The 8,414-nt window shown below is 73.8% G+C and carries 5 protein-coding genes and 1 pseudogene; 3 read left to right on the top strand and 3 right to left on the bottom strand.

Annotation, left to right across the window (positions count from 1 at the left end; genetic code table 11):
* Nucleotides 1-347: 347 nt before the first annotated feature.
* Nucleotides 348-776, top strand: a complete 429-nt coding sequence (locus ACFRFC_RS35530; protein ID WP_382692578.1) for an SSI family serine proteinase inhibitor — start codon at nucleotides 348-350, stop codon at nucleotides 774-776.
* Between the two features lie 655 nt (nucleotides 777-1,431).
* Nucleotides 1,432-1,527: pseudogene (locus ACFRFC_RS35525) on the top strand (ATP-binding protein); the annotation flags it as partial.
* A gap of 27 nt (nucleotides 1,528-1,554) precedes the next feature.
* Here the strand turns inward: ACFRFC_RS35525 and ACFRFC_RS35520 are convergent.
* The 3 genes from ACFRFC_RS35520 to ACFRFC_RS35510 all read right to left on the bottom strand — a co-directional run bounded on the left by ACFRFC_RS35520 (nucleotide 1,555) and on the right by ACFRFC_RS35510 (nucleotide 6,129).
* Nucleotides 1,555-2,805, bottom strand: coding sequence for a M14 family zinc carboxypeptidase (locus tag ACFRFC_RS35520; RefSeq protein WP_382692580.1), 1,251 nt, complete (start codon nucleotides 2,803-2,805; stop codon nucleotides 1,555-1,557).
* Between the two features lie 237 nt (nucleotides 2,806-3,042).
* Entirely contained in the window at nucleotides 3,043-5,424 is a 2,382-nt protein-coding gene (gene treY / locus ACFRFC_RS35515; RefSeq protein ID WP_382692582.1) for a malto-oligosyltrehalose synthase, read from the bottom strand.
* Nucleotides 5,425-5,622: 198 nt separating this feature from the next.
* Nucleotides 5,623-6,129 (bottom strand): hypothetical protein, encoded by a 507-nt coding sequence (locus ACFRFC_RS35510; RefSeq protein WP_382692583.1) that lies wholly within the window; start codon nucleotides 6,127-6,129, stop codon nucleotides 5,623-5,625.
* 1,092 nt (nucleotides 6,130-7,221) lie between these two features.
* Here ACFRFC_RS35510 and ACFRFC_RS35505 point away from each other — a divergent pair.
* Nucleotides 7,222-8,202 (top strand): ParB N-terminal domain-containing protein, encoded by a 981-nt coding sequence (locus ACFRFC_RS35505; protein WP_382692585.1) that lies wholly within the window; start codon nucleotides 7,222-7,224, stop codon nucleotides 8,200-8,202.
* Nucleotides 8,203-8,414: the final 212 nt, after the last annotated feature.

The raw sequence follows: 8,414 nt of genomic DNA, 5'->3' as shown, positions 1-8,414 counted from the left end.
GCTGGTCGTGGTCGTCGTCGGTCTGCATGCCGATGAACCGGGCGGTGGCGTCATCCCCCGCGGTACCTCGCCGACCCGGCTCCGCGCGGCGGCGCCGACGTCATCCGGGACCTGCCGCCCGCTGCTCTGTCTTGCGTCCCGGCTAACCCGAACTGCCCGCAAGGCTGCCCGGCCGTCGGCTTCCACGACGGGTGCGGGGCATGGCGGACCCTGGAGGGAGCGGTCGGGCGCTCATGAGGCGGGGTCGTGGGCCACGTTCTCGGCCTCGCCCGGCAGCCGGGCGCCTGGGCCTCCCGTTCGGGTGAGTCGGGGTGGTGTTCGACCGCCGCCGTGCCGATGCACCAGGAATGACGTACACGACGTATCCGCAGATCAGGAGAGCGGGGCGCGGCGTTCTGCTCGCGGGCCTGCTCCTCGCCACCGCCGCGGTCCCCGCCGGGGCGACCGCCCAGCCCTCCCTCCCGGGGAACTGGCTCTACCTCACTGTCACCCGCGGCGACACCCAGTCCAGCGACACACGCGGCACCCTCCTGATGTGCAACCCGCCCCAGGGCCACACCCAGGCCACCGCCGCCTGCGGCCAACTCGCCTCCGCCGACGGCGACATCGGCAACATCGCGTCGCCCGCCGCCACGACCTGCCCCATGCTCTACTCGCCGGTCACCGCCCACGCGCGCGGCCAGTGGAGCGGCCGTTCCGTCGAATTCCGCCAGACCTTCTCCAACGACTGCGAGCTGCGGGGGAGCACGGGGGTGGTGTTCGAGCTGGACGCCTGAGCCGGGGCCGTCCCGGCTGGGGTGCGGTGCTGTCCCAGCCGGGGCCGTGGCGCTGCGGCACGCGCGCGTGCGGGGCGGTTCCGCGAGCTGGGGGTACGTGCTTGTAGCAGCGTGGTGGGGCGGAACGCCCGGTCCTGGGGCCTGCGGCACGCGCGCGTGCGTGCGGGCGAGCGGTAGCCGGGCGGTCCGTGTCCGCGCGGTGGACGGCCGCGCGCAGGGCAGCGCGGATCGCCACGGGCGCGGAGCCTCGGGTGGCGGGGGCGCCTCCTCGTACGGGCGTGAGTGTGCGGCTTCGAGGCGGCCCGCGCGCCTGACCTGGCGGGGCGGGCGGACGAGGATCCGGGCCGTCCGTTTGCGCGCCGAGTGCGTGGCCGTTCGGGGGCATCCGCGCGTGTGGCTGTCCGCTGGTCGGCCTCTCGGCGTGGTGCAGCGTCCTCGCCGTCCGGAGAGGCCGCTCGCGCGCGCCGGGAGCCTGACGGGCGGGTCGCGTGCGTCGCTCGTCTTTCGCCGAGTCGTCACCGCGCCCGCCAGAGCGTCCGGGCTCGCGCGCGCCGGGAGTTCGACCGTCCTGCCCCGTCCGCCCCCGCCGAGCCGCCACCACGGCCGTCAGAGTCGTGCTCGGGCTGTGTGGGCGATTCAGGACCGAGCTGATCCGGTCCTGGTCGATTCCCTCGCCGACTCGTGGCCCTCCAGCCCCAGCCGCTTCGGCGGCACGGTCGTGTCCTTCACGGTTGCCGACGCCTGGCCGACAGAGCCTCCAGAGAGGCTCCCGCACCCCTCACGACGCCCGCTCCCGGGCGTGCGTGGCCGCTGCCAGGACGGTGCGGGTCTGGTGTTCTGTCTGGTGTTGGAGGGGGACCCAGCGGGCGTGGAAGCGGTGGGCGAAAGCGGTGCTCCAGGTGGTGACCAGACGTTCCAGGCGGGAGGCCGCGCGGGCGTCGGTCTCCTGGAGGGCCCGTAGCAGCATGGCCGCCGCGCGCAGCGGCAGCCGGCGGGCGAAGGCGTCGACGCTGCCGACGTAGGCCATCGTGGAGCCGGCCGGCGGGGTGTGGATCCAGTCGGCGGCCAGCCCCGGCACCAGGCCGAGGCCCCATTGGGCGGCCCGCAGGAGCGGGCCGCTCGCGCCTTCGAGGCGGGGCAGCGCGTCCGCCATCACCCGCTCCACCTCCAGGGTGTCCCGCAGCAGCCGCTGGGCGAGCCGGCGCAGGGCCACCGCCGGGGCCGGATGCGGCGCCAGGTCGGTGACCAGGTCGCTGGCCCACATCGGCACCTCCACGACCGCGGTCAGGCCGCCGTGGCGGTGCGCGTGGTACCAGGTGCTGTTCCGCGCGTCGTCCGGCATGCTCGGGTACGCCGCGCCCGCGTCCGGCGGGGGCATCACATGCACGCCGGGCCCGGACACGGGCCAGCCAGCGGCGTCCGAGGCGCCCGTCTCCACCGGGATGCGCAGCTCCGCCGCCGACCGGGCGAACGGCTCCGCGAGCCCCGGGATGTCCTTCGTCAGCTGCACCCAGCTGCCGCCCAGGTCGGTGCCGTGCAGGGTCACCTGGAGGTAGGGGCGCAGTTCGTCGATCACGCCGGTCAGGGCGCGGGTCTCGGGCGGCAGCCGGTCCGGGGGCAGCGCGGCCGGAGACCATTCGGGCTGCTCGGGGCCGGGCGGCCGGTAGAAGCCGAGGTGGTAGTCCAGCAGGCTGTGCGGGGCCGGGGTGATGTGCAGGCTCGCCCCGTCGGGATCCGCGCACAGCAGGAAGTGCCACGACAGGCCGTCCCGCAGTCCTCTGTCGTACACGACACGCCGGGCCAGCGTCAGCAGTGTGCGCCCGCCCGTCGGCTCGTTGGCGTGCGCGCCCGCCACGACCAGCACCGCGCGGCGGGCGCGGCCCACGGACAGCAGGTGCAGCGGCCGTCCCGCGCGTGAGGCCCCCACCTGGCGCAACGTGCACAGACCGGGGTGGTCCGTGGTCAGCGCCCGCGTGGACGACACCAATTCAGTGACCGTGGGATAGCGCAGATGCGGCAGCAGACCCACCCCCCGACCTGTCGTCGAGTCCGCCTTGCCTCGCCTCCGCAGTACCCCACGGCCGACCGTGGCTGTCAAGGACGTCGACGGGGAGGCGCAAGGTGGCATCGGGAGGCGTCCGGAAGCACCCGGAGGGCCTGGACGCGCCCCGGGCGCCGCGAGGCCCGCACGCCGGTGTGTGCGGGGGACTGGTGCGGGTGGGCGGGTGGCGGTGGCTCGGGGCTTGTCGCGCAGGTTCCCGCGCCCCTACGAGGCGCTGATCACCTCGTCCGGCCGCGGCTCCGTCCTCCGCTCCAGCAGGGCCACCGGCAGACTCCCGAAAAGGTCCGCCACGCGCGCGTGGCCCGTGAAATGGCGTTCCGGGTGCAGGACGTCCACCCAGTGGCCCGGCGGCAGCGGGAGGCGGGTGTCGGACCAGCCGCCCGCCTCTTCGAGCCGCAGGGACAGCCGGGTGACGGCGGTGATCACCTGGCCGGAACGGGTGAAAGCGAGGCAATGGGCGGCGGCGGGGCCCTCGGCGGGGAGCGGGGCGTACGAGGCGTTCTCGCCGAAGGCGTCCGGGCGGCGGGCCCGGAGCCGCAGGGCCGCGGCCGTCAGCGCGTTCTTGGCGCCCGGCTCCGGCGGCGGGAACGCGGCGACACCCCGGTTGTCCGGGTCCACCAGCGCCCGGTACTCGCCCTCCGTGCCCTGGTAGACATCCGGCACGCCCGGCATCGTGAGGTGGACCAGGGCGGTGCCGAGCACATTGGCCCCGATGTGCGGCTCCAGCGCCGTCCGCAAGGCCGCCACGCGCGCCCCGGGCGGCCCGCAGGGCCCCGTCGCCACGAACGCCGCGACCGCCTCCTCGTACGGCGGCTCCGCCTCCGTCCAGCTCGTGTACAGGCCCGCCTCGCGCACATGCTTCAGCAGGGCCTCGCGCACCCGCTCCGGCGCGGCCGGGCCCAGGCCGAACACCGTCTGCCAGGCCACCCACGCCACCTGGGCGTCCGGCCCGCCCTCGCCGTCGCGCACCACCTCCGCCAGCACGTCCGCCCAGCGCCCGGGGCACTCGGTGAGCACCGCCAGCGCGGCCCGCACGTCCGCGCTGCGCTTGGTGTCGTGCGTGGACACCACCGTGCCCGTGGCCGGCCAATCGCGCTGCACGCGCGCGCAGTACGCGTGGAAGTCCGCCGGCGACACGCCGGGCGCGCCCGGATTCCCGCCCACCTCCGTCGCCGCGAGCAGCGGCACATAGCGGTAGAACGCCGTGTCCTCCACCGACTTGGCCCGCAGCGCCGACGCCGTCTGCGCGAACCGCGCCCGCAGCTCCGCCACGCCGGGCAGCTCCCCGTGCCGCCCCAGCAGCAGATCCCGTACGACCTCGACCGCGCCCGCCTCCTGAGGCACCGCATAGGCCGCCTTCGCCTCCTCGGCCGCGTCCTCGGTGAGCACCTCGGACGCGTCGGTGGAGGCGTAGGGCCGGTAGACCCCCAGGCGGACCAGCAGCTCGCGCAGGGCGGTGCGCAGCGCCCAGGGGGCGCGGTCGCGCAGCACCGGGTCCGGGGCGCCCGCGCACACCCGGTGCGCCACCCGCGTCAGCCGGTCCATCTCCGCCGCCAGCTCGTGCCCCAGCACCCGGTACGCCGCTCTGCGCACCGTCGCCGCCCACACGCCGCCCCGGTCGGTCTGCGGGGCAGCGAACCGCCGGTACTGCCCGACCAGTTCACCGGCGCCCGCCGGGTCGGTGAAGAGGCCGTCGACGTGGCGCAGGGCGTCGTAGCCCGTGGTGCCCGCGACCGGCCACGCGGCCGGCAGCCGTTCGCCGTCGGCGAGGATCTTCTCCACGACCGTCCAGCGCCCGCCGGTCGCCTCGTGCAGCCGCCGCAGATAGCCGTCGGGGTCGGCGAGCCCGTCGGGGTGGTCGACGCGCAGCCCGTCCAGTACCCCCTCGCGCAGCAGGGCGAGGATCTTCGCGTGCGTCGCCTCGAACACCTCGGGGTCCTCGACCCGCACCCCGATCAGCTCGGAGATGCTGAAGAACCGCCGGTAGTTCAGCTCGGTACGGGCCAGCCGCCACCACACCGGGCGGTACCACTGGGCGTCCAGCAGCGCGGTCAGCGGCAGCCCGGCCGTGCCCTCGCGCAGCGGGAACACCTGGTCGTGGTAGCGCAGGACGTCCCCGTCGACCGTCAGCCGCCCGGTCTCCGCGCCCAGCGGACCGCCGAGCACCGGCAGCAGCAGCTGCCCGCCCCCGGCCTCCCAGTCGATGTCGAACCAGCGCGCGTACGGCGACCTCGGGCCCTCGCGCAGCACCTCCCACAGGGCGTGGTTGTGGCGCGCGGACAGCGCCATGTGGTTGGGCACCAGATCCGCCACCAGGCCGAGCCCGTGCTCCCGCGCGGTGCGCGACAGCGCGCGCAGCCCCTGTTCGCCGCCCAGTTCGTCCCGTACGCGCGCGTGGTCGACGACGTCGTACCCGTGCGCCGACCCGGGCACCGCCTCCAGCACCGGCGACAGATGCAGATGCGACACGCCGAGCGACGCGAGATACGGCACCGCCCGCGCGGCAGCCGCGAACGGGAAGCCCGGCTGCAACTGGAGGCGGTAGGTGGCGGTGGGCACCAAGAGGGCGGGGCGCACAGATGTCATGCAAACCTACGTACCCCCGGCGCCGCCTTTCGTGTCACCCCGCACCCCTCCCTGCCCGTTCCGGACCGCCGCCGCAATCGCCCACACGGGTGACTCGCCCGCCACCGCCTCAACGGCGGAGGATCTTCACGCCCTGATGTCCCCTTGCCGCCATGTCCCCTTGCCGCCTTCCCGCCATGCCCTCACGGCCACACGGCCTCACGCCGTCGGGCGTTCCGGCGAGGACTGCTCCGGGACCTCCGCGCGGGCGCCGCCCGCCCCCGCGTCCCCCGTGGAATCCAGGCTCGGCAGCACGAAGTTGACGATGGTCAGCTGGTGGCCGCAATGGGGGCAGGAGTGCTCGGTGCCGAGCGGCGGCAGCGGCGTCGCAGCATCGGCCCCGGCCCCGGCCCCGGCTCCGGCTCCGATCGCGGTCCCCGACCCGATCCCGGCCCCGATGCCGATCCCGGCCCTGGCACCAGCCCCTGCCCCCGCCCCATCGCCGACCTCCGCCTTACCCGCGCCGCCTCCACCGCCATTACCGCCGGTACCGCCCCCATCGCTCCCGTCGCCCCCCGCTCCCGCCCCGCCCCGCGCGCCATGGGCCCGCTCCCACAGGGCGCGGCAAGTGGCGGTGCAGAAGCGGGAGTCGGGGCGGCCCCGGCGGCGGGGGGAGGGGACGAACTCGACGCCGCAGGTGGCGCAGAGACCGGGTGCGGTGCGCATGGGACCTCCTGAAAGGGAGCGGGGGGTTGGTCATCGCGATCCGCCGCCCAGTACAGCGCGCCGACGGTTACCACGCCGGAACGCCTCCCGTTACCTCGCTGCAACCTCCTGTGTGCGCATTGCCCGGGATCCCGCAGGCCGTAAGGCTGTTACGTCGCTGAAACCATCGCGGTGAGAGCATCGGGCGCCGGTGGTCAGGCCAGGGCGGGGGTGCTTCCATGCCCCGTGAATCGGTATTGGCCGGTCGCCGGGTTATGCGCGCATGCCTGTTCGGCGGGAGGGTGGGAATTCCCTTCCCGGTTACGGCCCTTTGGCGCGTGCCGCCATGGCCGTCGCTTTATGCTGCCGGTTTGCGTCCTTACCCGACCGGGCGGTCGGACGGTGGTTGAATGTGCAGCGAATAGCCGGAAAGTAAAGGGAGAATGGCTCATTCCGGCTGTAAGGGCTCCCGGCGGGACCGCAAGGGCTGACTCCGGTTCACTCAAGGGGTGGCCCGCTCAAGGACGTCATCAAGGGCCGCCACAGGCTTCCGGTGATGCTCCGAAGGCTTCTGAAACACCCCCGCACCTGTAGCTCGGTGAAATTGATGGCCCGTCTCAAATGCTGGATAGCAGGATGTGTCACCGTCTGGACTGTGAGTTGGCTGTTAGAGTGAAGCGTCAGGGAAAAGGACTCTTGTTCGCCTGGAGCCTCGTTCGAAATTGCGAGTGCGCCCCCGGTTCGGCTCCTCGCAGTGAGCGGACTCCACAGGTCTACGAACCGAAGTGATCAGGGACCCGACTACAGCGGTGCAGTGGTGAGGCAGTCGTACAGTGCCGGCGCGCCGAGGACCCGGTCGCCATGAAATGAGCGCGAGAAGTCGGTGGACGCCGCTGGCATTTGTGGCGTGCGCCGGTCGATCGGCCCGTGGCAGCGGAATCGGTGTGTGCCGGCAGGCGTCGCCGGAGGTCGCGACGCACGAGGAAGGCGTGAGCCGAGCGAACGGAGATGTAGGTGCGACGGGGGAGTACGGATGACAGGATCGTCGACGTCGACATTCGATCATTATCAGCGGACGGCTCACCGAGAAACGCGGGTGAGGATCCGGACCATGTGGCGACACTCGCGGAGCTGGACATTGCGCTGCCGCCCATCATCGTGCACCGTGCCTCGATGCGGGTCATCGACGGACTGCACCGGCTGCGCGCCGCCCAGTTGCGCGGCCACCACACCATCGCCGTGACCTTCTACGACGGCACGGAAGCGGACGCCTTCGTGCTGGCCGTGGAGTCCAATGTGCGGCACGGACTGCCGCTGTCGCTGCCCGACCGCAAACGGGCCGCCGCGCGGATCGTCGCCACGCATCCGCAGTGGTCGGACCGGAAAATAGCCTCCGTGACGGGCATCGCGCCCGGCACGGTCGCCGAGGTGCGCCGGACCGTCCGGGCCGGCGGTGCCGGGGAGGATCTCCCCCGGATCGGCCGGGACGGGCGGGTGCGTCCCGTCGACATCGCCGAGGGGCGCAGACGGGCGGGGCAGCTGATCAGCGAGAACCCCGATCTGTCCCTGCGTCAGATAGCCCGCGCCGCCGGTATCTCCCCGGAGACCGCCCGGGATGTGCGCAATCGCCTCAGCCGGGGGGAGGAGCCGTTGCTCCCCGCCCGTCCCCGGGGCGCCCGGTCGAGACCGCGCGAGGAGATACTCAGAGTCGTGCCGCAGTCGGGCTATGGGGAAACGGTCCGGCACGACACCGCCGCCGTCCCCGCGTTCACGGAGGGGCTCTCGGCGGTGAACCGGCTCAAGGCGGACCCCGCCCTCCGGCTCAACGAGACGGGCCGGCAACTGCTGCGGCTGCTCAGCGTTCATATGCTCCCGCCCGACGAGTGGGAGGGAATCATCGACACCGTGCCTCCGTACTGGAGCGGCACCGTGGCCCATCTGGCCCGTGAGTGCGCGCATATCTGGGAAGAGGTCGCCGCCCGGGTGGAGAAGAACCTCGCCCAAGGCAATGATTCCCCGGTTCCGGCGGCTACTTCGGTGCCCGCCGCCGCGCCGGTCCTTCCGGTGGATTCGTCGGCCATTCCACGCGTCTGAGTTCCCCGGCACGTCCGGCGGACAACTCCGTCGGGACTCCGCGGGACTCCACGGGGTTCCACGGGGTTCCGACGGGCCACTTCGGCCGGTCACCGGGCCCGGTCGCCCCCCCCCCCCAGCCGGCCGGGCCCGGGGGGGGGCCGCCCCGGCCGAACCGCCCGGCGGGCCGGAGGCCCCAACAGCCCGCCCCGATTTGCCACCCGGCACAATGG

Origin of the sequence: Streptomyces sp. NPDC056734 (assembly GCF_042790455.1) — a bacterium.
Taxonomy (GTDB): Bacteria; Actinomycetota; Actinomycetes; order Streptomycetales; family Streptomycetaceae; genus Streptomyces.
This window is presented reverse-complemented; position numbering and strand designations above follow the sequence as displayed.

Coding starts and splice junctions, on each gene's coding strand:
- ACFRFC_RS35530 (WP_382692578.1), top strand. CDS start 348: ATGACGTACACGACGTATCCGCAGATCAGGAGAGCGGGGCGCGGCGTT.
- treY (WP_382692582.1), bottom strand. CDS start 5,424: ATGACATCTGTGCGCCCCGCCCTCTTGGTGCCCACCGCCACCTACCGC.
- ACFRFC_RS35510 (WP_382692583.1), bottom strand. CDS start 6,129: ATGCGCACCGCACCCGGTCTCTGCGCCACCTGCGGCGTCGAGTTCGTC.